Genomic DNA, 26,544 nt, shown 5'->3' with positions numbered 1-26,544 from the left:
TATAAGAATTTATTTTAGAATTATGAAACGTTGGGTTCAACTCACCATAAAAAATACTATAATTCTTGATTCTTTATATCATTTTGACTATATTTGTAAAAAATTTAAAAAATGAGTGAGTATTAATACTGTTTTTTTAATTTTCACTTATAACATAAACGAACTTCTATAATCATCCGACTCTATCGAGACTATAGTATAGTTGTATATTTACCTTAAATTTAAAAACAGATATGAAAAAAAGAACCAAGTTCTTAGGCTCAAGGAACATCCTTCGAGCAGCTTTAGTTGGGGGTCTTATCACGTCACCATCTTTATGCGTATCTGCTCACGTTAGTCTTACATCCTCAGATGTAACAACAAAGACCCATGAACAGATGCGAATTTCTCAAGTTTCAACAAGCCCTGTAGTGCGAGAAGCTTTACAGCAGGCAGTTGTCGTTACCGGTAAGGTTACAGACTCAAAAGGAGAACCTTTGATTGGGGTAACCGTATTGGAAAAAGGTACAACCAATGGAGCCATTACAGATTTTGAAGGTAACTATAGCCTGAACGTAACCAGCAGTTCCTCCATACTACAGTTTTCATATGTAGGATATAAGAATATAGAAATGGCAGCTTCCAAAAAGGTAATCAATGTCAACATGCAGGAAGATACAGAAACCCTTGAAGAAGTTGTTGTTACAGCATTAGGTATCAAACGTTCGGAAAAAGCACTTTCTTATAATGTGCAACAAGTAAAAGGCGATGCCCTGACAACCGTAAAAGACGCCAACTTTATGAATTCTCTTGCAGGAAAAATAGCTGGTGTACAAATAAACTCTTCATCTGCCGGTGCCGGTGGTGCCGTACGTGTAGTAATGCGTGGAACTAAATCTTTAGTTAAAGACGACAATGCACTTTATGTTATCGATGGTGTTCCGATGTTTAATGTGGAATCTGTATCTGATCAGGGAGGCACGATGAGCGAACAACCGGGAACCAACAGCGTAGCCGATATTAATCCCGAAGATATTGAAAGCATGAGTATCCTGACAGGACCTTCTGCCGCTGCCTTGTATGGCTCAAGTGCCTCAAATGGTGTAGTACTTATAACAACCAAAAAAGGAGCAGCCGGAAAAGCGAAAGTATCCTATAGCAACAGTACGACGTTCTCAACTCCGATACAACTTCTGAAATTCCAAAACACATACGGAAATGTATCGGGTAACAATACAAGCTGGGGAAACAAGCTGGCTACACCAACTGATTTTGATCCATCCTGTTTCTTCAATACCGGAGTAAATGAAATCAATGCACTAACATTTACAACCGGTACAGAAAAAAACCAGACATATGCTTCTGTAGCTACAACAAACTCTACAGGTATTTTACCCAACAACTCGTATAACCGCTATAACTTTTCTATCCGCAATACATCTAAATTTCTAAATGATAAACTAACATTGGATGTAGGTGCCCAATACATTATTCAAAATAACAAGAATATGGTAGGTGGCGGCGAATACTACAACCCTCTGGTTTCCCTATATCTGTTCCCACGGGGCGAAGATTTCCAGGAAGTACAAATGTATGAAAGATACGATATGGCCAGAAATATAATGGTACAGTACTGGCCTACAGAAGTGTATGGCAGTTCATTGAGTATGCAAAATCCATACTGGATTATGAACAGAATGAACAATACCTCATCCAAACGCCGCTATATTTATAATGCCAGCCTGAAATGGGATATTACCAGCTGGATGAACGTAACCGGACGTGTTAAGGTAGACAATTCGGATATGGATGCATACAAGAAATTCTATGCAAGTACCAACACAACCTTCACCGAAGGTAGTGACAAAGGTTTATATAAACATGCCAAACAAAACGACCGTGCCATCTATGCAGATGCCATCCTCAATATATCCAAAAATGTACTGGAAGATAAAATGTCCATCAACGTAAACCTTGGTGGCTCTCTAAATGATACCCGCAGTGATCTGTTCTCTTTCTCCGGTGGCCTGGATAAAATTCCTAATTTCTTCCATGTAGGAAACATCGCAACTAACATTTCAAAACGTAACGAATCAATGTGGCACGACCAGATCCAAAGTGTATTCTTCAGCGGTGAACTGGGATGGGATCACATGCTTTATCTGACTTTGACCGGCAGAAATGACTGGGATTCCAAATTAGCATATACTTCACAGGATTCTTATTTTTATCCGTCTGTCGGTCTTTCTGCCGTAATCAGTGAAATGGTCACTTTACCAGAATTCATCTCTTATCTGAAGGTCCGTGGTTCATGGGCGGAAGTAGCATCTGCTCCGGAACGTTACCTGACATTGATGCAATACGAATATGACGAACAGACTGGTCAATATGTATATCCGAGCATACATTACAATACGGATCTGAAACCAGAAAACACTAAATCGTGGGAAGTTGGTATCAATGCTAAATTTTTAAACAATCGCATTAACCTCGATGCGACATGGTATCGTTCTAATACATATAACCAAACTTTCTACGTAGATGCTTCTGCCTCATCGGGTTATGACCAAAATATAATACAAACCGGTAACATTCAGAACCAAGGTCTGGAATTGGCTGTAGGGTACAGTGACACATATAATAAAGACTGGCGTTTTTCAACTAACTTTACCTACACATTCAACCAAAACAAAGTTATCAGCCTGGCAAATGGTGCAATCAATCCGGATACCAATGAACCTATTCAGATGGATTACCTATCTAAGGGTACCTTGGGCATCGGAGGTGGTCCTACAATCCGTTTGACAGAAGGTGGAACAATGGGTGACCTTTATACCAATCAGCGCCTCCGTCAGTCACCAAACGGATATATCTGGGTTTCTCCGATGAATGAAGTTGCTCTGGAAACTACGGAATATAAAAAGATTGGATCAGTTCTCCCCAAATTCCATTTAGGATGGTCTGGAAACATAGGCTGGAAAGATTTGAACCTAAACTTTGCTTTCAGCGGACGTTTTGGAGGCATCGTAGTTTCAGATACTCAGGCACTACTCGACCGATATGGCGTATCTCAAAAAACGGCAGAAGTACGTGATGCAGGCGGAGTAGCAATTAACGGTGGAATAATCCCTGCAAAAAATTATTATGAGCAAGTTTCAAATGCAATAGGTACATACTATACTTACAGTGCAACAAACATCCGCTTGTCTGAATTAAGTATAAGTTACTCATTGCCAAAGAAATGGTTCAACGAAAAAGTAGCCATGACTGTAGGAGTAACAGGAAAGAACCTGTGGCTAATATATTGCAAAGCACCATTCGATCCTGAAAACACATCTTCTACAACCAATAATTTCTATCAAGGCGTCGACTATTTTATGCAACCCAGTACACGCAATTTAGGATTTAATGTTAAACTTTCATTTTAATAAGATATGAACCTCATTACAAAATATGCAATCTTTGCTGTTGCGGCAGTCTTGTCTACCGGCTGTACAGACAAATTTGAAGAATTCAACAAAAATCCTTACGGCCCGACATCAGAAGACCTTGCCGGTGACAATGTAGAAACAGGAATCTTGATTCAAGCCATGACTCCGGCCATTGTCCAAGGTCAACAGAATGACTCCCAAATGATAGACCAGATGGTAGGATTGGAATTCGGACGTCATGCCGCCATGATCAATCCGTGGAACGGAACAAATTTTTATACTTACAATCCAAGTATTGACTGGTACGGCATTCCGTTTGACAAAACCATTCCGCAAATCTATTCAAACTTTTTCCAAATAAAAGAAAAAACAGGTGCAAAAGGAATAATCTATGCATGGGCACAAATCATAAGAGTTGCCGCTTCACTAAAAGTAAGCGACTGCTATGGCCCAATACCCTATTCAAAGGTTAATGGTGTAGACTTTGCTGTGGCTTATGACTCAATGGAAGATCTATTCAACGCAATGTTCTCCGACTTAGACGAAGCTATATCAACCCTTGAAGCTGCAATTTCATCCAATACGGACTTTTCAACTCTTGCAGACTTTGACTACGTATACAAAGGTAACTTCACCAAATGGCTAAAATATGCAAACTCATTAAAGCTTCGCATGGCAATACGTATCGTAAATGCTAATCCTACTCTTGCTCAACAAAAGGCAGAAGAAGCAGTAAGCAATTCTGTCGGAGTCATGACAGAAGCAGGCGACGCAGCATACTGTACGTACAATGATGGTATGAATCCTTTCTACCGTGCGGGCTATACATGGGGAAATAATAAAGGTGAATTCAGGGCCAGTGCCGACATCACATCGTATATGAACGGTTACAACGACCCGCGAATGTCTGCTTATTTCGAAGAATGTGCAGCAGGAGGTTATAACGGAGTAAGAAACGGTATAGAACAAAATGCCAGTTCTTTTGCCGGGTATCAAAATACATGTTCGCAAGTTAAAGTCGGACAAAACGATCCGCTATTAATAATGTCAGCTGCCGAAGTTTACTTTTTACGAGCAGAAGGTAAACTCAGAGGCTGGGATATGGGTGATGGTAAATCGGCCAAAGAACTTTATGAAGATGGTATCAGAACCTCTATGTCCGAAAAAGGTGCTTCGATAGGCGATTATCTGAATTGTGAAAATCAGCCTGCAAACTATACAGATCCTTATAAGAGTTCTAACAGCATAAGTGCACAAACCACCATTGCACCCAAATATGACGAAAGTGCCGGATTTGAAAAGAATCTGGAACGTATTATCGTACAGAAATGGATTGCGACTTACCCAAGTGGATGGGAAACATGGGCTGACTTCCGCCGTACAGGTTATCCTAAATTCTTCCCGGTAGTAAACAACCTAAGTGGAAGTGCATCGAGCGGTGCTGTCACCGATAATGGAGGTATGAGAAGATTACCTTATTCTCAGTCTGAATACAACACCAACAATGCTAATGTTCAGAATGCAGTACAGTTGCTTGGCGGAAGTGACAAAGCAGCTACCAACCTTTGGTGGGCAAAGAAACAATAACCTAATAACATAACTTATGACAACAAATAAGATGAAAAAATTTATATATATAGCTGTTGCAATATGTTTTTTCATGCAAAGCTTTATCTACACAGCATGTAGCGACTGGACGGAGTTCGAAGCTGAAAGTTATTACGAACTACCGGATCCACTTTCAAAAGATTTAAGATATTACTACAATTCTCCTCATAAAAAAATGTTCGGATGGTTTGGCAACTGGGCCGGTAAAGGTGCATCCATGCAGTATGCATTATCAGCTTTGCCCGACAGCGTAGATTTCGTTAGCTTATGGCTTTGCTGGGGAAACCTTACCCCTGCACAGCAGGAAGACCTGAAAGAATTCCAAGCAAGAGGTTCCAAGGCTTTATTCTGCTGGCGTGCCGGTGACATAGGAGACAACCTCACTCCTGGAGGAAACGATGACCAATTGAAAAAAGAATTCTGGGGCATCGAAGAAGGTAATATCAATTCTTATATAGAAGCTGCAAAAAAATATGCTCTGGCCATTGTCGACTCCTGCAACAAATATAATGTAGATGGTTTCGACTACGACATTGAAGACCAAGGTACATTAATGGATTTTGGCAACCCTGAAATACCCAATACATTCTTACGTACTCTACGTGAGGAATTCAATAAAACCGGTAAAATGCTCGTTGTAGATATTCCCGGTGACACTTGGTGGTTAGACTATTACAGAGTGTTGGAAAACGATGTCATCGAAAGCTTAGACCATATCATCTGGCAAACTTATGGAGGGAATCAGGCATTCTTAGATAATTTCTTTACAGGAAATTCAGGCAGTGTACAACAATCAAATCCTGCCATGTTTGAAGTAACCATGAAAAAATCAATCATTACAGCTACATTCGAACAAGCCGACCTGAAATATATATTCGAAGAACAGGCTACCTATCATCCTTCTTGCGGAATAGAACATGCCGGAAACGGAGCTTATCACATCGAATATGATTATACCGGCAACCCGGACTACCCGACTGTCCGTGCTGCCATTAGCAAATTAAACCCACCTATAAACAAATAAACTTATGAAAAACATATCTTTTCTACCAATAGTTCTGATGGGACTGGTTACTCTTATGCTTTTCTCTTGTGAAGATGCAGAAAAGAAAGCAATAGATAATTTAGTCTATATAGCAGAAGCATCTTCTGCCAAAACAAAGAATGTGTCCATTTCTGATGCAGAAACGCATACCACCATCACGGCACGATTAGCGCATGCTATAGATGAAAATATAAGTTTCACCATCGAAGCAGATGAAAACATCCTGAACGAGTATAATCTCAATTATGAAGCTGCGTACAAAATGCTACCTTCTGATCTGTTTACAATACAAAACTCTAATGCCGTAATCAAGGCAGGTGAGGTTACTTCGGAACCAATTGACATTACTATTAAAGAATTTGACCCTCAAGGTGTACAATATGCTATTCCCATAAAAATAGGTAGTGTAAGTGGCAGTGTTTCAAAATCAAATTCATCATCAAAACTGATGTTACTTGTCCTGAAACCACTGGAACAACCTGTACCTAAATTTGCTTATGGCAATGCGATGATCTTGGCACCGACAGATGCATCATGGAATCTGGAATTACCTAACTATACACTGGAATGGTGGTGTCGAGTAACCGGCAAGACAGATCCAAGCAAAGGATTTTCTGTTAATAACCAAGCTCTGTTCGACAATAAGGAAGATGCCTCACAATTATATGTACGTTTTGGAGACTTAGTGTATCATGGTCCTTCCGGATATGCATACAATTTCCTACAAGTCAAAACTTTTGGCTCACAATTCGATACTGGTGACCCGACCTCAGGTGCTGGTTTGACCTCCGGCGAATGGTATCATTTTGCAATAACTTATGATGCAGCAAGCGGAACCAGCAAACTTTACCAAAATGGAAATCTCATAAGCACACTTACTACAGCTGTAGGACAAAATATGAAAATAAACAGTCTATATATGATATGTTCAGAAAAGACATATTGTAAAGACTACTTTGAAATGGCTCAGGTACGTTTATGGAAAGTAACTCGCTCTGATGCACAGATACAAAATAACATGAACTATGAAGTAGACTATACCAATAAAGATCTGATTCTTTATTTACCAATGAGTGAAGGGGAAGGTTCTACATTAAAAGATGTTACTGGCAACGGTCATGATGCTGTAATAGGAAACAATCCTTCATGGGGTGGTACCAGTGAGGCCGTTTCATGGGAAACATATTCATTTAAAGATTAAACATTGAATCATTATGAAAAGTAAATTTAAATATCTAATATTAGGCGCATTGATTTCATGTTGCGGATTAACATCATGCAACGATGATGATGAAATGAACGCTAATTCAAACTTTGTGTTCATGTATACGCCTGCAACAACAGAATATAATCTGGTATATAAAATAGATGGCTCTTTCGAAGTAGGTATGAACGAGGAAGCAACCTTGGTTCCTATACAATGCAATCGTCCGGCAGCAAGTGATATTACTGTTAATGTATCCATCGATGACCAGAATTTAGTAGATGAATACAATCAAAAACATGGTACTTCATACGTAATGCTCAAGAATGCAAGGTTGGAAGAATCAACTCTTACGATCAAACAAGGAGAATATGCAACGTCGTCTCCACTTAAAGTCATCTATGACATGGAAGAGTTCAAAAACGGTTCAACCTATTTCATACTTCCTGTAAGTATCGCCAGTATAAACGGAGAAGGTGTCAGCTTAAGTGAAACACATACATTCTACATCTTATTTGAATCAAATATAACTCTTGTAGAATATAACGAAATCACAAATACTTCAACACCAGATTTGCCTTATACTTTAGGAGAAAAGCTTGATGCTTCTTCATGGAAATATTACTTGGATGGTAAAGAAACAACCATAAACCCTTATGGTGGAACAAGTGTCGAAAACAAAGAACTTGTTATTGATATGGGAAAATTGGAACAAGTCGGCACTGTCTTCATGAGATATCAAACAACATCACGTGCAGCGAAAAATGTCGATATAGCATGTAGTACCGATGGAATTAATTATACCAATTTAGGAACTGTAACAATAACAGGTACTAACAGACATATGTGTTACATCCATCTTCTGAAAACGGAACCTGTTCAATATATCAAAATTATAAACCGAGGAAATTATGGATCTGCCTGCAAAATTTTAAAAGCCGAATTATATGCTCCAGGTGAATAATATCATATAATTTTATGGAAATACTATCCTTAAATTATTATATGAAACATTAGATATATTCTATACAAAGAGATGGCTTCATCAACATATAGTAAAATTGATGAAGCCATCTTATTATATTTTGATTACAACAAAATCTAAGAAAGTTGTATCAAACTTCAAATGACGTATTTATGAAAAACAACAAGATCATCGGTTGGACGATATTATGCCTGCATGCTGTCATCCTATTCTTCATTTTTCAGTTTGATGTTCTAGGGGAGTGGAGAAGCGTAAGTCTGACAATCAGTCTTTTCACTCTATACACGCTGGCAATTCCTTCGCTGGCGTGGTATTTGATCAATAAAGAGGAAAATAGAATAACTTGATTGAATCCAATAATTTGAAGTTAAATATACAATGATTTCATACGAAAGTAATTTTTATCCTTATATGCAATAAATCAATGATGTTCTCAAACGAATAAAAGAAAAAACAAAGTTGAAATAAATTAGAAAGTATTCAAGACGATTGAATACATAATATACAAGAAAAGCCCGTCGGTGATGAAGTGAATGACTCTGAATCACCGACGGGCTTGTTTATAGCTTATGATTTTCCCATCTTATTTTTCAGCCGGAGCAGCCGCTTCTTTTGCCTGCTTCAGCTTCTGTTCGATAGGATCCTTGTACTGAGTCTGGAGTTTCACCAGTTCAGCCTTCAGGTCTTCTGTAATCTTTTCATAACCCGGCTGACCGTAGAGGTTGTGCATTTCGGTCGGGTCTTCCTTCAAATCGTACAATTCCCATTCGTCGATGTCGTTGTAGAAATGAATGAGCTTGTAACGGTCGGTACGTACGCCGTAGTGACGTTTTACCATGTGTTCTGCCGGGAACTCATAGAAGTGATAATACAGCGACTTACGCCAATCGGCAGGCTTCTCACCCTTCAGCAGCGGAACCAGCGATACGCCCTGAATATCTTCGGGGATAGGTGCTCCGGCAAGTTCGAGGAAGGTCGGGGCATAGTCGATGTTCTGTACCATCTGAGGAATTTCACCCTTCGCCTTGAAGTCTTTCGGCAGGTGCATGATCAACGGGGTGTGCATGGATTCCTCGTACATAAAACGCTTGTCGAACCAGCCATGTTCGCCCATGTAGAATCCCTGATCGGAGGTATAGACTACCAGTGTATTGTCGAGCATGCCCTTTTCTTTCAGGTAGTCGAGTACACGACCCACATTTTCGTCGAGCGACTTCACCACCTTGGCATAGTCGCGCATGTAGCGCTGGTACTTCCATTCAGCAAGTTCCTTACCCTGCGGATTCTTCTTGTAGAAGTCGTCGATAATCGGCTGGTAGAAGTCATCGTACACCTTACGGTCTTCCGGACTCAGGCGACCGATGTAGCTTTCGTATCTTTCCTTCAGCGGAGAAGTCTTGTCGGCACGATCCATCTTGTTGTCGTAAATCAGGTCCATGTTCTTCCAGATACTCATTTCCTGAGCAGCGGCAGCGGGACGACCTTCGTAGTCATCGTAGAAATTGTCGGGCAACGGGAAGGTCTTGTCCTCGAACAGCGGCAAGTCTTCCAATGCAGGCAGCCAGTTGCGGTGGATAGCCTTGTGATGGATAAACAGGCAGAACGGCTTGTTCTTGTCGCGCTGGTTCTCCATCCAGTCGATACTCATATCCGTAATCAGGTTGGTGACATACCCCTCCTTGCGGATGGTATCGTTGTCCATCGTGATGAAGTCCGGATTATAATAATCACCCTGTTCGGGCAGAATTTCCCAATGGTCGAATCCGGTAGGCAGACTCACCAGATGCCATTTCCCGATGATAGCCGTCTGGTAACCAGCCTGCTGCAACAGCTTCGGCATGGTCTGCTGAGAACCGTCGAACACACACGTAGTATTGTCGGTAAATCCGTTGGCATGGCTGTGCTTGCCGGTAAGCATACACGCACGGCTCGGTCCACTCAGCGAGTTAGCCACAAAACTGTTGGTAAAGATTACGCCATCGTTGGCGATACGGTCCAGATTCGGAGTTTCCACAAAGCGACTTCCATAGCAGCTCATCATCTGCGCCGTATGGTCGTCGGTCATGATGTACACGATATTGTACTGTTTGGGAGCCTGTTTCTCACTGCCGCACGAAGCCAGTGAAGCCAGAGCCGCCATACCCGTCAACGGGTAAAGGAATGAAGATGTTTTCATAAAATGAAATAAAGTAAGTAAAAGTTTATACAGCTTGTTACAAAGATACCAGCTTCGGGAGGATACCCAAAGCCATCAGGCAAAAAAGTCCGAAGAAGTATGGAAAAAATTTCCCCGGACTTTTCTATGATATTCCTGCCAATTTAAGGGCACGTTTTATTTTTTCATCGGCTTGTTTCAGAAAGTTTCTGCCGGTATTATTTTCCCTTTTCCGAGAAGCATGTATCGGAATCGGAAAATTACCAGCCCGGATTCTGTTCCCACATACCGCCGGTCAGACCACCGACCATTTCCTGACGGATAGGCAACAGGTAATCGCGTTTCAAGTTGAACTGCCAGCCATTCGGATAGTTGGTATTGTTGAACGATACGATATAACCATCCTTCAGCCAGATATTCGAACCTACGGTCATGATACCGTCGAAATGTTCGCCCAGCGTACTGCCTGTATACAAGGCACCGGTAGGAGTCTTTCCAACGATCAGTTCATCGGCAGCAGCCCAGCGCAAGATATCCGTCAGACGACAGTTTTCGAGTGCTTTCTCCACACGACGTTCACGACGCACTGCCTGAATGTACTTGTCGAGGTTATGGAACGGATAATCAGCGTCAGTATTATATTCGCGGTCGAAATCTACATCCGGCATGTTCACACGGACGCGCAACGGATGCAAAGCTTTCTGAATTTCGCTGGCATTGTTTGCACCGTCCAGTTCAGCCAATGCCTCTGCATAGTTCAGCAGGATATCAGCATAACGTACCTGAATAGCCGGAGCCTGACTACGGTTTGCAGTAGTGTAGGCAGCAGAATTCGAAGTATTGAATTCTTCGTATTTCAATATAGAATAACCGGTAGTATTCTGATGATAGTTAGTTGCATCCAGCGGCGGCCATGCATACAGCGTACCGTCGTTACGGATCTGCTGTCCAGGCATGAAGACAGTCTGTGACAGACGCGGGTCACGCAGTTCGGGGCTCAGCTCGGATCCGTACGTACGTTTAGCTTCCAGCTTAGCATTGCCGGTAAACGGCTTGCCGTCAATCGTCAGATAATCGTCAACCAGTGAAGCTGAAACACCAATCTGTCCACCACCCTGACAAGCATAGTATGTTACATTGTGACCAATTCCGGCAGAAGCATTATATTCTTTCCACCACAGTACTTCCTGATTGTCGCTCAGATCGGTATCGATAAACATGTCACGATAGTCGGTCAGCGGTTTGCCAGTACTATGGATACTCCATACATTACGGTCAATCACCTCTTTAGCAGCTGTTGCAGCCAGTTCCAGCCATTCCTTGATTTTTGCATCAGGATTAGTCAACGTCTTATCGTAGAACGGGTCGTTTTCTGCACGGTGATATTTTTCCCATGTAGCAGCAAACAGAGCCACTTCACTCTTCAAGGCACGGGCTACATCGCGGTGAACACGACGGGTAGCATTATTGTCTTGCTCTTTCAAGTATGTAATGGCATCCTTCAAATCATTCAGGATGTAATCTACAATTTCCGTACGGGTATTACGCGGACGCTTCATCAGCTCTGAATCCGGATCCAACTGATCTTCTACCCATGTCACACCACCGTAATTTACCAGCAGGTGGTAATAATAAGCAGCACGGAAATAATAAGCTTCTCCCAGACACTGTTCATAGTCAGTTCCCTTATCTTCGCAGTTTGTAATATTCTGAAGCAAGAAGTTTACGTTTCGTATAGCCTTGTAATCATCCAGTTCAGCAGCATTACTAAGTGAAGTTTCACCAGCCAGACGTGTATCAATCGCATTCGGATATAAGTTATCACTGTTGGCATCGCCAAAAGCGATACCGTTGGTACTACTGCTAGACTGAGTCTTGATAGCAGTATTGTTGACAGTACCTCCACCCATCACAGGCACACTTCCCTGATAGAACATATTCAGGTACATGTTGATTTCACTGACTGTAGTGAAAGCACCTACCGTAGACATCTCCCCTTGAGGTTCCTGATTCATATCGAAGCAAGAAGTCGTCCCCAAGCATAAAACTGAAGCAATCAGTAAATGTATATTTTTCATAATTGTTTTCCCGTTTTTACATATTTAAAATAACACCGACAGAGAATACTCTGGTCATCGGATAGTTCTTACCAGCCTGCTCAAGCGCATTGCCATAACTGTTCTGAGTGAACAGACCTTCCGGATCGAAAATGCTGCTCAGCTTGGTAAAGGTCAGCAAGTTTTCGCCCGAGAAGAATACCTGAGCCTTGGTAAGGTGAATCTTTTCGATCCATGCCTTCGGCAGGTCGTAGCTGATGGTCATGTTCTTCAGACGGCAATAAGCGGCACTCTGCATGTAACGGTCGGACTTCTGAGAAGTCTTGGCACGGAACTTGCCGACAGCCTGATTACCGGCAGTGTACGGATTCGGATAGTAAGCATCCGGATTTTCCGGTGTCCAGTAGTCGAGGTGTTCCTTGAAGACAGTGACCTGTGCGTATGCACCCGAACCCCAGAAGTAAGATGTATTCATGGCAGGACACCAGTCGCGCTTGCCTACGCCCTGGAACATCAGGCTCAGTGAAAGACCTTTCCACGAGATTGATCCGTTGATGGTGTACTGGTAACGCGGAGTCGTATTACCGATGACGGTCATATCACCCATATCGCCTACGGTATTGGTACCGTTGTTGATCTTGTTATCTCCGGTTCAGGTCGACATACTTCACGTCACCCGGCATCCATTTCTGTCCGCTCAGGTAAGACAAATCGTAAGTAGAGTTATACGCATCGGCTTCTTCCTGCGTCTGGATCAGACCGGAAGCACGGTATCCCCAGATTTCACCCACTTTCTTTCCTTTGTACCAATTTTCTGAAGGATCAGAACCATCACCTTCGTAAGAAGTAACCTCGGAGGTAGCATCAGAAAGCGAACCGCCGATAGAATAATCGATATCCTTGCCGATCTTTCCTCTCCATTGCAGGGTAAGTTCCCAACCACGGTTACGCATCTCGGCGTTGTTGGTTTCGGGAGCTACAGCACCGAAGAAGTCTGCCAGAGCCACCGAAGGGCCTAACATATCACGTGTATCGCGCTGGAACACATCGAACGATCCGGTCAGGGCATTGCCGAAGAAACCGAAGTCGATACCGATATTCTTATGTTCTACCTTTTCCCAAGTCGTATTGGAGTCGACTACCGAACCCGGACTCAGATAACCCTCACGTCCGTTCTGGAAATACCAGTTGCCGAGAGAGGTCGGGTCCATGGTAGAAGCGAATGTATAGTAAGCGGCACCAGTCTGGTTACCCAGCAGACCCCAAGACACACGCAACTTCAGGTTAGACAGTACATCCAGTGTCTTCTCCATGAACGATTCATGCGTAATGTTCCATCCCAGAGAAACTGACGGGAAGAATCCCCAGCGGTTTCCTTTGGCAAAGCGGGAAGAACCGTCGTAACGTCCGTTTACTTCCACCAGATAGCGTCCCATGAAATCGTAGTTGATACGTCCGAAATAACCGCGGGTAGCCCATGCGTAGCGTGTATCTTTCACGGTACGGTCGCCGTTTGCCATTTCAAGGCTCGGATTGCTGGTAGAAAGGATATCCGTTACAGAATCGTACAGATATTTATATTTATAATATTCTTCCTGATAACCCAGCATCACGGTAAAGTTATGCTTGTCGGCAAGAGAGAATGAATAGTTGGTATACAGGTTGACAGACTGATACTGGTTGTTCATGTCGTAGCGGGTATACGAGTTGCTTGCCCCGTCGGCAATCTCCGCACGTGTACCGATATCGTATGCATCGCCCGAAGCATTCGGAATCTGCGGAAGCACCTTCAGCGCCCAGTAATCGCGCGTATTATAACGGTAAGTATAATCGAAGAAGATGTGCCAGTCCTTCAGCGGCTCCAGTTCCAGACCGCCTGTCATGGTCAGGTTGTTGTTCTCCGTATTGGTATTAGTACCGCTCTGCAAGTACGGAATCATAGACAGTTCGGTAAAGTTACCGTTCGGATCGACTACGCTCACCGTCGGACGGAAACGTGCCAGCGAGTGATAGAAACCTTCGCTCAGCGCACCTGTACCAAACGGAGTTTCATTGCTTGAGTTCATGTATTTGGTATTCACCTTCAGCTTCAGCCAGTCGGTCACCTTCGACGTAACATTGGTACTGAAGTTGAAACGCTTATAACCGATATCGGCATAACGCAACAGACCGTCTTCCTTGTACATACCACCCGAGATGTAGTACTGTGCCTTTTCGCCACCGCCGCTCACACTGACGTTGTGGTTCTGCTTGAAAGCCACATCCTTATAATGAAGATCGAAATAATCGGTATTACCCAGACCTTTGGCACTGTTTTCGAAAGCAGCCACCATCGACTGTCCGGGAGTCAGTTCTGCCCACGGATCGAGTCCGGTAGGATCGTTGATATACTGCTGCAACTGTGCCAGCTTCTCGTCGCTGTACTGTTTCACCATGCCGGCGTTTTCGCAAGCCTTGTTGAAATAAGTAGCAAACTCGTATGAATTAGCCATCTCCGGCAACGACATCGGAGAAGTCCAGCCCAAGGTAGCCTGATAGCTGACACGTGCCTTGCCTTCCTTACCTTTCTTGGTAGTGACCAGAATCACACCGTAAGCCGCACGCGCACCATAGATAGAAGAAGCAGCGGCATCCTTCAGAACGGAGATGTTTTCAATATCATTCGGGTTAACATCGGCAAGATCCATTTCCACGCCATCGACCAGCACATAGGGAGCGGCATCTCCCGACAGGTTTCCCTGACCACGCAACTGCAATGAAGAAGTGGCACCCGGACGACCGGCATTGGCATTGTCGATATACAAGCCCGGAACCATACCCTGCAAACTCTGAGTAGCGTTTGCCAGCGGACGCTGTTCCAATGTTTCACCTTCTACGGTAGCCACGGAACCAGTCAGGTTGACTTTCTTCTGCACGCCGTAACCTACTACGACAACTTCATCCAAGACCTGATTGTCCTCCTTCAGCGTAATGTTAAGAATTTTCCCGGGAGTCACCTGTACTTCCTGAGTCTGATAACCCATATACGAAATTACAATGACAGCATTTTTTGCTACGCTTAGCGTAAAATTACCATCGAGGTCAGTAATGACACCATTCGTCGAATTTCCCTTTTCTACCACTGATGCACCAATAACAGGAAACCCTGTAGCATCATACACAATACCTTTCGCTTCTACTTTCTGCTGGACGGCATTCATAATACCACTCTCTACCACCATTCCCTCAGCATTCGCTATCTGCGGACAGCCTATCCATGCAGCGACTCCCAAAAGCGACACCTGCTTCACGAAGTCCTTACTTAAAAAGAATAGATTCATAAAATATTTAATAATTAACTCCAGTTTTTAAAAAAATTGCGCAAATATAGGAATAAATACCGAGAATGTAAGATTTATTTATTATTTTTGTAGAATGAATTAAAAATAGAACAGATTTACTATGAAAAAGAATCCAGTAAAAAGATGGACGATTTGCCTTCTTATGGCAGGAGGATTAATGGCATGTGCGCCACAGGAAACCAAGCTGGGAAGCCTGAATGTCATCCCATTACCACAGGAAATAATGGAAGACACAACAGCAAAACCTTTTGTGATCAATTCTTCTACAACCATCGTCTACGAGGAGGGAAATGAAAAACTGGCAAGTACTGCCCGTCTTCTGGCTGACTATATTCAGGAGGTAACAGGTACGAAAGTCAAGACAGGTACAGAAGCAGGCAAAAACTGCATTATCCTGAAAGTCGATCCGTCTATCACCCACAAAGAAGGATACGACCTGCATATCACAGCCGATGAAGTTACCGTAACAGGAGCTACGGAAGCTGGTGTGTTCTACGGCTGCCAGACCATCCACAAGGCACTGCCCATTACAGAAGGCAAGGCACTGGCTTCGCTGCCTGCCGGAGAGGTAAAAGACTTCCCGCAGTATAACTACCGTGGATTCATGATCGATGTAGGCCGTCATTTCTTCCCGAAGGAATATCTGAAGAAACTGATTGACGTCATGGCACTGCACAACATCAATTACTTCCACTGGCATCTGACCGAAGATCAGGGCTGGCGTATCGAAATCAAGAAATATCCCAAACTGACAGAAATAGGTTCTTACCGCAAGGAAACAATTACAGCACCGGGCTCGGGTAAATTCGACGGCACACCGGTAAGCGGTTACTATACACAGGAGGACGCCAAGGAAATCGTAGCTTATGCAGCCGAACGTTTCATCACAGTCATTCCTGAAATAGACATGCCGGGACACATGCTGGCTGCGCTGGCTTCGTATCCGGAACTGGGATGTACGGGTGGGCCGTATGAAACAGCTACCAAATTCGGTGTGTTCAAAGAAGTGCTGTGCGGCGGTAATCCCAAGACATTGCAGTTTGCCAAGGACGTGGTAAACGAACTGATGGATATCTTCCCGGATGCTCCTTATATTCACATCGGAGGCGATGAATGTCCGAAAGCAGAATGGAAGAAGTGTCCGAAGTGTCAGGCTAAGATCAAGGAACTGGGACTGCGTGACACGAAGGAGCACAGCAAGGAGAACCAGCTTCAGGTGTACTTCATGAACGAAGTGGAAAAGGAAATCGCCAAACGAGGCAAGAAGATGCTGGCATGGGACGAAATTCTGGAAGGCAACCCGAATCCGGAAACAACAACCGTCATGGCTTGGACGGGCATAAAGGCTTCCATCAAGGCTGCACAACTGGGACATCCTACCATCGTCTGCCCTATCAGTCACTTGTACTTCAGCAATCCGGGTTACAACCGCCTGAAGGGAGTGAGCAGCGTAGAACGTGTATACAACTTTGAACCGCAGTCTGACAAGCTGACTCCGGAAGAGAAGAAAAACATTATCGGGGTACAGGGATGTATCTGGACCGAATGGACAAAAGACAGCCTGAAGATGGAATGGCAGATGATGCCGCGTATCGCAGCACTGAGTGAGTTGCAGTGGAGCAATCCGGCAAAGAAGGACTTGAACGGATTCCTGAAACGCCTCCGCCACCAACTGGACTTGTATGAGCTGTACGGATGCAATTACAAAAAGGATATAGAAGATGTTACGATAGACGTTGAGCCTAAAGGTGAAGGCGGAACTGCCGTAATCAAGCTGAATACGTTCGACAATGCACCGGTTTACTACACGCTGGACGGTTCGGAACCATCGGCTGCATCGCAACAGTATACTCAGCCGTTTACGGTGAACAAGACTACGACCATCAAGGCGAAGGCTATCCGCAACGGCCGCGAAAGCAACGTAACCGAAGAAACGCTGACATACAACCTGGCTACCATGCATCCGATTACCCTGAAATGTGAACCGGATGAAAAGTTCACTTACAAGGGAGCAAACCTGCTGGTAGACGGTATGACGGGAGATGACAACTACCGTTCGGGACGTTACATCGGTATTTACGGTCAGGATTTCGATGCGACCATCGACTTGCAGGAACCGAAAGAAATCTCTTCTGTTGCGCTCGGTACTTATCTGGTTCCGGGTGATTATATCTTCGGTCTGACCGGACTGGAAGTTTATGGTTCTGAAGACGGCAAGGCTTACACCAAGATTGCTTCGAAGGCTATCCCTACACTGGAGGAAGGCAGTAAGAATAATGTACTGAAACGTGATACTATCAGCTTCGACAAGACGAAGGCACGCTATGTACACATCATCGGAAAGAATACTCCGGTACTTCCGAAGTGGCATCCGGGCGCAGGCAAACAGACTTACCTGTTCCTCGATGAAATTGCTATCAACTAAGCGCCTAACGGGACAACTTATAATCCATAAGTTATAACAAAAAATCTCCTGCTTTAGCTTATCCTGATGGATAAAGCGGAAAGCAGGAGTCGAACAGATAATCAACAAAAAAGGAGTCATATCATTACTCCCCGTACGGAGAGTTTGATATGACTCCTTTTTTGTCAGGCAATCGCTATCAGAGCTTAAACGTATTGACCGAATGAGCCTTCAGCGTAGGAGAATAAACGGTACCGTTTACCTGGAAGCTGACAACCTTGTCGGTCGATTCAGCATTACCTATAACAACCACAATACTGTTATCAGTATTTACAAATGCAAGGACATCATCGTAACTGCCAGAAGTTTCAATTCTTTTCGCACCCGGCAATACATAATGGCTGACATGCTTCATAATGTAATACTCGGGAGTATAACGGAAAGTCTTGCTGTTTTCGTCGACCACAACCAATGAGTTCTGTGCCCATCCCCAGCGGCTGATACCACCTTCCATCAACGAAGTATTCCAGTACTCGTATACACTGACACCATTTTTCAGGTAGTGCTTCATCAAGTCCCACGAATGAGCAGCACCCTTCCAGTCGTTCTTACCGTTGCCACACTCCTGTTCTGTCTGATACAATTTCATATCAGGATAAGCAGCCGCAATTTTAGGCAACGCATCTTTTCCAGCCCACTGGAATCCTACACCTGTTACATAACGTGCACAAGCTGTATCTTGCAGAATGGTATCGACCAGTGCGGTATTGGCACGTTCTACCGTACCAAACATAACTTCTACCTTCTTCTCCGCCATAGCCGGCCCCAAATACTTGCCGACAAAGTTTGCCAGCCCTTTTGCCGTCCAGCAGCAACTTGGGAATATCTGAGCTGAATTGAACTCATTCTGAGGCATGACAGCAAATATATCTATACCTTCCTGACGGTAAGCATCAATGAATTTCGAGAAATACAAAGCATAGGCTTTCATGTAGGCATCTTCCTGAATAAACATATCCGTACCTTCTCTTCCTTCTTTGTCTTCCGACAAGCCATTGTCTACCACACGAGTCATATAGGTGCTTTCACCGTCTTTCAGCCGTTCTCTCAGCAAGCGAGCCATCTTCGTTGTCGACAATCCGGCATAATGCTTGTTGTACTTCATCCAAGAAGGTGGACACCAGGGAGATGCCCATATCTTCAGTTCAGGCTGATAGCGCAAGGCAGCCTGAATGAAAGGAATCAGTGTCTGCCGGTCGTGGTCTATCGAGAAATCGTTCATCTCGAAATCTCCCTCCGTTTCATCATACGAATACCAGTCGACAGCAAAGTCGTTTGCAGCAACAGGCATACGGCAGATTGTAAAATTGGCTCCCACACCAGGCGTAAACATTTCATTCAGGATGCTGTCGCGTACAGGAGCATCGAGTTTGCTTAAAGAAACCCATCCCAGTTCATTGAAACAAGTACCGAAGCCATCGATGGTCTGTCGGGTATTGGTTGTATCAATAACAATATCGGCCTCTTTGCCTGCATCTGATACAGGTACTGAGGGTTGAGTAACCCACGGTTCATCGAATGTCGTGCTGACCCATGCAGCTTCCGGGGTATGCTGACAAGCCAATAAGCCGCTTGCAGCCAAAGCTAAAAACATAAACTTCTTTACCATAGTCGTAAATGCGATTCAAGGAATTAAATTATTAATCAATTTGTTTATTTATCTGTCAGTAAGTATATCCCTGCCCAACGAACCTCGACCAGGAGTCGGGCAAGGAATTATGAACATACGGTCTACTTGAACAGTTCGGGTAACAGATGATTCAAGTATTTCCGCCAGTTACGCCATTCATGTCCGCCGTCGGTTTCCATATATTCATATTTATAGCCGTGACTATCGAGCAGCTCCCGATACTTCACATTATCCTGGAACAGGAAGTCACCGTTTCCGATGCCGATGAAATACAGCTTCGGAGCATCGGAGAACTGCTTGGCAAGTTTCTCTTCCAGATTTTCGTAGATATACGTATTCTCTCCCTTCGCCTGACGGTTGATGGCAGCCGAGAACAGACCTACATAACCAAACAGATCGGGATAGTTGGCAGAGATATAAAGCGAATGGAATCCTCCCATCGACAATCCGGCAATTGCCCGGTGAGCCTTGTCGTTAATTGTACGATAATGACTCTCCACATAGTTCATGATATCGGGGAAAGCTTTTTCGAAAGAACCCTCCATCGTCTTGGGATTGGAGAAAGACGGCTTATACATGCTGTTGGGATATTCACCCGGCACAGCTTCCTGAGCTCCGTTACCATTCGGCATGACCACAATCATGGGTTCAGCCTTTCCCTGTGCAATCAGATTATCGAGAATCTGGACAGCCCGTCCCAGTTCGCTCCATGCATTTTCATCGCCTCCGGCACCATGCAGCAGATACAATACAGGATATTGCTTATTGCCGTCTTCATATCCGGCAGGTGTATAGACCGTCATACGGCGGCGCTCCATGCCCAAGGTAGGACTGGGATACCACACCTTCGAAACGGTTCCGTGAGGAACTTCACGCACCAGATAGTTCTGCGACAAATCTCCGTCGACCAGAAAATAATTGGTATAGGTTGCAATGTCACGAATCATATACACATTACTTGGATCGAGCATACGTACTCCGTCCACATAAAAGCAGTACGTATGGAGTTCCGGCGACGGTGTCGAAGTAGTATAGGTCCAAACGCCGTCTTCACCTTTTACCATCGGAATCTGCCCGGGAGCCTCCATCATCCCCAATGATGTCTGCCGTTTAGTCTTTTCAAAGAAATCGGCCTCAACCAGCACTTCCTTTGCATTTGGAGCCAGCAACTTAAAAGTGACTGTCTGATTCTTTACCTCAGGAGAAACTATATCTCCAGTATTTACACCTACAGTTTCCTGAGCCCATGCGGAAAGTGAAATCAAGCACCCTGCCGCAAAACTTAATAATGTTTTCATAGCTAACTTATTTTTATCTAAACTACCTTATTTGTTTACTGTATCCCAAAGTTACAACTTTTCTTCTATCTGCCAGAAGTCCTGCCACAAAAGGCACGGCTCTGGCAATACCCAGTATTGAGCTTAGAAGTTCAGATGTACGGCAAACTCAGCAGTAAACGGACGGATGTATGTACCGGCCATCAGATAATTCTTGTAAGCAGAAACATCTTCCAGCAAATCGGCAGCACCGATACTTCCTGAAGCACCTTTTTCATTAAACAGGTTTACGAAATTGACAGTAAAGCCGACGTGCTTGTTCAGTGTATAGTCTACACCGGCAAATGTTTCCCAGCGTCCGTTGAAATAAAGTGTATTCGTCTTGTTGATATACTGTTTGCTCTGATAACGGAAACTTGCCCAAATACGGAACTTGTCGAAAGTATAGCTTGGATCAAGCTCTACGATATATTTGCTGACACCTGTAGATACATTATCGCTGAACGTATACGATTTTGAAGAACCGTCGCTGAAGGAAGCATTTATATCGAAGTTCTTATACAACGGATTCTGATAAGTAAACAGTCCGTGGAAAGAAAATCCCTTAAACGGATTGAGTACCACGTCGGTAGTCCATCCCATAGTCTGAATATCGTAGGTAATCGGAATCGTTACGACATCGGAAGCATCATTGGGATTTGTAAACTGAGTACGGCTCTTATAATTGCTCTGGCTGATAATAGTGAACTGAGATACAAGCTGCATCCACGGTGTATTCCAGAAAATACCGGCACGTCCGAAATGAATGTTCACAGCATCGAGAATAGGCATATAGGCACCGGCAAAATCCTGTGACTCGGGATGCTGCATGGCATATACATATTCACCCACCAGTCCGAAACCTTTTGAAATGACGAAACGGGTATTCAGAGTAGCAGCCGGATTCACCCATTTTTTATCGAAAGTAGTAATTTTTCCATTATTCACACTGTAATCGATGTTTCGGATATTCTCCGGATAAGTAGCTTCGGTATCCGTTGCATTCAGATAAGCCATCGCATTCTGTCCGCCAACAGTATAATACTCCAGACGGGCACCTGCCGACAGCCACCAGCGGTCTGTCACCTGCCAGTCATCGGATGCATAAAGTGCTGTCTTAACCTCGTGGGTATCATAATACTCGCCACCGGTATTGAAAGTATATCCCTGACTTCCGTTATGCTTCAACCATACAGGATTAGCTTCTACCGTATGTGCATAAACTCCGGTACTGGCTGTAATGCCCTGACGTTCCCACTTAAAGTTATAACCCAGACGCCAGTTATGATTTCCGTCATTGCTCTTGCCACTCAGTTCGGCAGTAGTCATCCAGTTACGCTCATAACCGATATCGCGCAACAGATAACGGCTGTTGAATGAACCGGTAAAGACATCACCAGCCTTATGGTCACCATAGTCGTAAGCATATGTATAACCAGAGTTCTCATCGGCCTCACCTATACCCGACAAAGAAAGCATCGACATATAAGCATTGGCATAACGATATTTAGAATAAACATTCAGCTTCATGCCATTGTCAAACTTATAATCCAACTTGAAATTCACATCATTGCTCATGTCGTGTACTCCATCAGAACGGTCGTATGTCTTCAGTTCACCCGTCATCACATCGCGATACGTAATGTAGCCGTTTCCCGGCAAAAATCCATCGTGTCCCAAATCGAATCCATTGTACTCTTCTACGCTACCATCACCCTTATAAATAAAAGGTCCGTAACTGTCGCCCAGTCCTTTATAGTACACATACTTATAAAATACGCTTGCTTTACCTCTGCCCTCATTCCAGGTTTTGGTCAATCCAGCTTTATACATCTGCATATTGTTGGACAGATACGTATCAGCCAGCCGGTTTGTTCCGGGATCCATATTGACATAGGCTCCAACCGAATAGCTCCATCCATTCTTGATAGGTCCAGCCAGTGCCAGATCGATGCGTTGCAGATTATAAATATTGGTAGTATAGTTGGCATGTCCTTCGAATTTTTCTCCTCCCTCACGGGTATACGAGTCGACCGAATAATTGACAGAACCATTGGTTATGGCATTCTCGCCTATAGATGTCAGTCCCACCCGGCTATGCATCGCACTACCTGCCCAGTAGCAATACGGCAGACAGGGCCAGATGCTATACGAAACAGGAAGTCCATCTTCGTAAATGGTAGTCGACAAGCTGGACGGCAGACCGATAGAAATCTGTCGCGGCTGATTGTCGGACGATGCATTCAACATGACATTTCTATTTTTTACTTCTTTTGTTTCAGGAACTGAATCTTTTACTGCCTGATCCTGCGCAAACGATACGGCAGGAGCAACCAGCAAAGAGCTTGTAAGTAATAACAAATTACGAGTTTTCATGGTTATTTTATAAAGTTATCAGGTTAATTTTCGAGAGTTATTTTTGTTGAAGTACGAGGCATGGTCTTACCGTTTCGGTAACTTTTCCCTCTTCGGTTACGGTAGCAGCAAGCGGTTTCTTGTCAGCAGCATTCTTAGCAACAAGAATCTGATAATCGCCTTCTTCAACCTGCCAGCAACTATCCTTTTCACTGAAGGAAGCCAGACTTTCATAAGGAACAGATACAGATACTGTCTGACTTTCTCCCGGCTGCAACTGACGTGTCTTGGCAAAGCCCTTCAATTCTCTTGCCGGTTTATCCATATCCTTGCCCGGAGCAGAAACATACACCTGTACAACCTCCTTGCCGCTTACCTTGCCGGTATTCTTCACGGTAACAGTCACCCGGATGTCTCCATTTTCAGCCTTATCAGCTTTCATGTCACTGTAAGAGAATGTAGTATAGCTCAATCCGTAACCGAAAGGATATGAAACCGGAACATTCTTGGTTGTATAATAACGATATCCCACATAAATACCGTCGTTGTAAGTAGTCACATCAAAGTTCTTGCGTTCGCCTTCCGTACGGACATTAGCAAATCCCTTCAACGATTCGGTCAACATCTCTTCGCTGATATCATCGGGTACCGGGAAATCATTTTTAGAAGGTACATCGTTATAACTCAACGGCCAGGTCATCGGCAAGCGTCCGGAAGGATTTTCCTTTCCCGTCAGGATATCGGCTACAGAATTTCCTCCTTCCTGTCCGGGCAACCATGCCACCAGCACAGCATCCGGTTCGTCCATCCAACTTGCAGTTTCTATTACACCACATACATTCAGAATAACAACCACCTTTTTACCTTTACGATGAAAAGCAGCAGTAACATCATCTATCATTTTTTTCTCGGCAGCAGTAAGATTGAAGTTTTCAGCAATACTACGGTCGGCAAATTCACCGGAAGTCTTTCCGATTGTAACAATCGCCATATCATTGTCAGAAGCCAGTTTCTCAAGATCCACGTTATCGAGATTCATTTCTGCAATCAGTTTCTTAGGCATGAATGCTGCATACGGATTATCCGACTTCGGCATTTGTGCCTTTGCCTCTTCGATATAAGATTCGTATACCTGCTGTAACCCCTCATCAGTCACCAGACCTGCATTTTTCAAACCGTCCATCAGCGATACGACATACGCATGATTTACATCTCCCGACCCCGTTCCACCGGCAATGAAGTCGTAAGAAGTACGTCCGAATACCGCAACATTCTTTATCTTATTGCTCACCGGCAAGGAATTTTTTTCATTCTTCAGCAATACCATACCCTCGCAAGCCGCATTACGGGTAACTTGTGCATGAGCTTTGAGGTCAGGATTATTATCAGCCACATACCCTTGGAAGCGAGGAGTTTTCAAAATACACTCCAGAATCCTCTTCACGTTACGGTCAAGGATTTCTCTGGATAATATACCGTTAAGAACAGCCTTACGGATTTCCTCACGCTGAACAAGTTTTCCCGGCATCAGCAATTCGTTGCCTGCCTCCATCTGCTGAACAGCATTATCACCGCCAAACCAGTCGGTCATCACCATTCCCTTGAATCCCCATTCGCGGCGAAGGATTTCCGTAATCAGATCGGCTCTCTGGCTGGCATATGTACCGTTTATCTTATTATAAGAAGTCATGACAGTCCAAGGCTGACTTTCTTTTACGGCTATTTCGAAAGGTTTCAAGTATATTTCACGAAAAGTACGCGGTGTACCTATTACATTATTGCTGGTACGGTTGGTTTCCTGATTGTTCAGTGCAAAATGTTTCAACGAAGTACCTACCCCGTTACGCTGTACACCCTTAATCTGTGCAGCAGTAATCTTACCAGCCAGCAACGGGTCTTCACTATAATATTCAAAATTACGCCCGTTCAACGGATTACGTTGAATATTAGTTGCCGGAGCAAGCAGTACATCTACCCCGTAATGCTTCACTTCATTTCCCATCACATCGCCTACTGCCTCAACCAGTTCGGTATTCCAGGTAGCTCCCATCACCGTTGCTACCGGAAAATGCGTACAATAAAATGTTTTATCCGTACCTTCACGAGTCGGTGCAATACGCAGTCCGGCAGGTCCGTCAGCCACTACCACGGCAGGTATGCCCAGACGAGGCACTCCATTAATCTGACCGGCAGCTCCCGGCACCAGTATAGCAGAACTTCCTACTGTAGCAGCAGAATTAGTATTTTTATTTCCGGCCGATCCAACCAATAAATCCAGTTTTTCGTCAAGTGTCATGGCACTTACTACTTTCTCTACCGGATCTTTTCCAAGTTGAGGAGTTTGTGCACATACGCACATTGGCAATATAGCCGACAGCATCACTAAGTTTCGTAGCATATTATTTCTGATTTTTAAAGTTATTAGGTTATTCTTGTTTTTCACGTCCTTCATTGTGTTTTTCAGATGTGTTTTTCTGTCCTTTCAGACTGTTGCAAAGTTATGCCTTCTACCAGTTGGCATGTCTGCATAGTAAGCAGGCATAATGAAGGAAAAGTAAACTATACATTCGCAACAACACACTAATAAACAACACATTACAATCAATCAAAAAGAATAAAAAGTAAATAAAAAAGTAATCCGTACGAAAGAACTATATATCCATACAGTCGTTAATGTAAGGTTACAGAAAGAAAATTTCCTTACAAATTACCGACTAAAAAGTACGATGAAAAGCCTATTACCTTCCGGCAAGTCGGCAAAGGAAGAAAAAAGACCAGCAAGGATGTCACTTCCCCTAAAAAGACCTGTCATTCTCTCCCCAAAACGATAAATAAACAAGACTTCTCACAAAAGAGTGGATTTTTTTGACAAACTTTTCAGCAGTTGTTTTCTACGGCTTAAAGTAAATCGCCATTTACAGATAATAACCAATAAATCAATATACTATTCCAAAATCAGACTACCTCCAAAGTA

Annotated in this window: 13 protein-coding genes and 1 pseudogene; 7 read left to right on the top strand and 7 right to left on the bottom strand. The window is 43.8% G+C overall.

All coding sequences use genetic code 11. The annotated features are described in order from the left end of the window. Positions 1–410 precede the first annotated feature (410 nt). From WKT12_RS05205 to WKT12_RS05180, 6 genes are all read left to right on the top strand, one after another. On the top strand, positions 411–3,407 hold the full coding sequence (locus WKT12_RS05205) for a SusC/RagA family TonB-linked outer membrane protein (protein ID WP_340319013.1): 2,997 nt from the start codon (positions 411–413) through the stop codon (positions 3,405–3,407). A 6-nt stretch (positions 3,408–3,413) separates the two neighbouring features. Then, a complete protein-coding gene (locus tag WKT12_RS05200; protein ID WP_340319012.1) occupies positions 3,414–4,997 on the top strand; it encodes a SusD/RagB family nutrient-binding outer membrane lipoprotein in 1,584 nt (527 codons plus the stop codon). A gap of 31 nt (positions 4,998–5,028) precedes the next feature. Next, entirely contained in the window at positions 5,029–6,042 is a 1,014-nt protein-coding gene (locus WKT12_RS05195; RefSeq protein ID WP_340319011.1) for a glycoside hydrolase family 18, read from the top strand. Positions 6,043–6,046: 4 nt separating this feature from the next. Continuing rightward, complete coding sequence (locus WKT12_RS05190) at positions 6,047–7,264, top strand: BT_3987 domain-containing protein (RefSeq protein ID WP_340319010.1); 1,218 nt, start codon at positions 6,047–6,049, stop codon at positions 7,262–7,264. 13 nt (positions 7,265–7,277) lie between these two features. After that, on the top strand, positions 7,278–8,231 hold the full coding sequence (locus WKT12_RS05185; RefSeq protein ID WP_340319009.1) for a BT_3987 domain-containing protein: 954 nt from the start codon (positions 7,278–7,280) through the stop codon (positions 8,229–8,231). 173 nt (positions 8,232–8,404) lie between these two features. Beyond that, positions 8,405–8,599: a hypothetical protein gene (locus WKT12_RS05180; protein WP_340319008.1), complete on the top strand. Its 195-nt coding sequence runs from the start codon at positions 8,405–8,407 to the stop codon at positions 8,597–8,599. 236 nt (positions 8,600–8,835) lie between these two features. Here WKT12_RS05180 and WKT12_RS05175 read toward each other — a convergent pair whose 3' ends face one another. From WKT12_RS05175 to WKT12_RS05165, 3 genes and pseudogenes are all read right to left on the bottom strand, one after another. Continuing rightward, the gene (locus WKT12_RS05175) at positions 8,836–10,428 is read right to left on the bottom strand and encodes a sulfatase family protein (RefSeq protein ID WP_340319007.1); all 1,593 of its coding nucleotides are present in this window, start codon (positions 10,426–10,428) and stop codon (positions 8,836–8,838) included. Between the two features lie 239 nt (positions 10,429–10,667). Further along, on the bottom strand, positions 10,668–12,485 hold the full coding sequence (locus WKT12_RS05170; RefSeq protein WP_340319006.1) for a RagB/SusD family nutrient uptake outer membrane protein: 1,818 nt from the start codon (positions 12,483–12,485) through the stop codon (positions 10,668–10,670). Between the two features lie 16 nt (positions 12,486–12,501). Continuing rightward, positions 12,502–15,685 (bottom strand): annotated as a pseudogene (locus WKT12_RS05165) (SusC/RagA family TonB-linked outer membrane protein). A 220-nt stretch (positions 15,686–15,905) separates the two neighbouring features. On the opposite strand from WKT12_RS05165, the gene WKT12_RS05160 reads away from it, so the two are divergent. After that, positions 15,906–18,230 carry a glycoside hydrolase family 20 protein gene (locus tag WKT12_RS05160; protein ID WP_340319005.1) on the top strand — a complete coding sequence of 775 codons (2,325 nt, stop codon included), beginning with the start codon at positions 15,906–15,908 and terminating at the stop codon, positions 18,228–18,230. 178 nt (positions 18,231–18,408) lie between these two features. Here WKT12_RS05160 and WKT12_RS05155 read toward each other — a convergent pair whose 3' ends face one another. From WKT12_RS05155 to WKT12_RS05140, 4 genes are all read right to left on the bottom strand, one after another. Then, positions 18,409–19,878, bottom strand: a complete 1,470-nt coding sequence (locus tag WKT12_RS05155; RefSeq protein WP_340319004.1) for a glycoside hydrolase family 30 protein — start codon at positions 19,876–19,878, stop codon at positions 18,409–18,411. Between the two features lie 122 nt (positions 19,879–20,000). Beyond that, positions 20,001–21,197, bottom strand: coding sequence for an esterase (locus WKT12_RS05150; RefSeq protein ID WP_340319003.1), 1,197 nt, complete (start codon positions 21,195–21,197; stop codon positions 20,001–20,003). A gap of 123 nt (positions 21,198–21,320) precedes the next feature. Further along, positions 21,321–23,591: a 2,6-beta-D-fructofuranosidase gene (locus tag WKT12_RS05145; protein ID WP_340319002.1), complete on the bottom strand. Its 2,271-nt coding sequence runs from the start codon at positions 23,589–23,591 to the stop codon at positions 21,321–21,323. Between the two features lie 37 nt (positions 23,592–23,628). Further along, positions 23,629–25,968 (bottom strand): glycoside hydrolase family 3 C-terminal domain-containing protein, encoded by a 2,340-nt coding sequence (locus WKT12_RS05140; RefSeq protein WP_340319001.1) that lies wholly within the window; start codon positions 25,966–25,968, stop codon positions 23,629–23,631. Positions 25,969–26,544 lie beyond the last annotated feature (576 nt).

The sequence above is a fragment of the Phocaeicola sp. HCN-6420 genome, from assembly GCF_037890145.1.
Classification (GTDB): domain Bacteria; phylum Bacteroidota; class Bacteroidia; order Bacteroidales; family Bacteroidaceae; genus Phocaeicola.
This window is presented reverse-complemented; position numbering and strand designations above follow the sequence as displayed.

Excerpts from the sequence above, each read along its gene's own strand:
- WKT12_RS05200 (WP_340319012.1), top strand. The coding sequence starts at position 3,414 with ATGAACCTCATTACAAAATATGCAATCTTTGCTGTTGCGGCAGTCTTG.
- WKT12_RS05195 (WP_340319011.1), top strand. The coding sequence starts at position 5,029 with ATGAAAAAATTTATATATATAGCTGTTGCAATATGTTTTTTCATGCAA.
- WKT12_RS05190 (WP_340319010.1), top strand. The coding sequence starts at position 6,047 with ATGAAAAACATATCTTTTCTACCAATAGTTCTGATGGGACTGGTTACT.
- WKT12_RS05185 (WP_340319009.1), top strand. The coding sequence starts at position 7,278 with ATGAAAAGTAAATTTAAATATCTAATATTAGGCGCATTGATTTCATGT.
- WKT12_RS05180 (WP_340319008.1), top strand. The coding sequence starts at position 8,405 with ATGAAAAACAACAAGATCATCGGTTGGACGATATTATGCCTGCATGCT.
- WKT12_RS05175 (WP_340319007.1), bottom strand. The coding sequence starts at position 10,428 with ATGAAAACATCTTCATTCCTTTACCCGTTGACGGGTATGGCGGCTCTG.
- WKT12_RS05170 (WP_340319006.1), bottom strand. The coding sequence starts at position 12,485 with ATGAAAAATATACATTTACTGATTGCTTCAGTTTTATGCTTGGGGACG.
- WKT12_RS05160 (WP_340319005.1), top strand. The coding sequence starts at position 15,906 with ATGAAAAAGAATCCAGTAAAAAGATGGACGATTTGCCTTCTTATGGCA.
- WKT12_RS05155 (WP_340319004.1), bottom strand. The coding sequence starts at position 19,878 with ATGGTAAAGAAGTTTATGTTTTTAGCTTTGGCTGCAAGCGGCTTATTG.
- WKT12_RS05150 (WP_340319003.1), bottom strand. The coding sequence starts at position 21,197 with ATGAAAACATTATTAAGTTTTGCGGCAGGGTGCTTGATTTCACTTTCC.
- WKT12_RS05145 (WP_340319002.1), bottom strand. The coding sequence starts at position 23,591 with ATGAAAACTCGTAATTTGTTATTACTTACAAGCTCTTTGCTGGTTGCT.
- WKT12_RS05140 (WP_340319001.1), bottom strand. The coding sequence starts at position 25,968 with ATGCTACGAAACTTAGTGATGCTGTCGGCTATATTGCCAATGTGCGTA.